This window comes from Halomonas sp. ALS9, from assembly GCF_001651035.1.
GTDB lineage: Bacteria > Pseudomonadota > Gammaproteobacteria > Pseudomonadales > Halomonadaceae > Vreelandella.
In genome coordinates this window covers 1-300 of sequence record NZ_LXRG01000021.1, presented here as the reverse complement: position 1 = coordinate 300, position 300 = coordinate 1, and the positions used below count along the sequence as shown (strand labels likewise).

General features: G+C 50.7%; 1 pseudogene. It reads left to right on the top strand.

The features are described from left to right. Nucleotides 1-36: 36 nt before the first annotated feature. Nucleotides 37-300 (top strand): annotated as a pseudogene (locus A6R74_RS00745) (ABC transporter substrate-binding protein); the annotation flags it as partial.

Sequence of the window (300 nt, the reverse complement as noted above, 5' to 3'; positions counted from 1 at the left end):
TATAAGATAAACTTAATGATTAATAAGGAGTATCTTATGAAACGTTCTTCTGCTGCGTGTCTGGCCATTCTGGCGTCGTTTAATACCTGGGCGGCGGATCGCAGCCTGGATATTGCTGCGCCATGGGAAATTAAAAGCGCTGACACATCCACATCAGGGTATGTGTTTAGCCGTATGCGGGTGGCGGAAAATCTGGTAACCACCGACAACCAGGGCAAACTTGCTCCTGGTCTAGCCAGTGCCTGGGAGGTATCCGACGATGGCCTTGAGTGGCGTTTTACCCTACGCGAGAACGCTCAC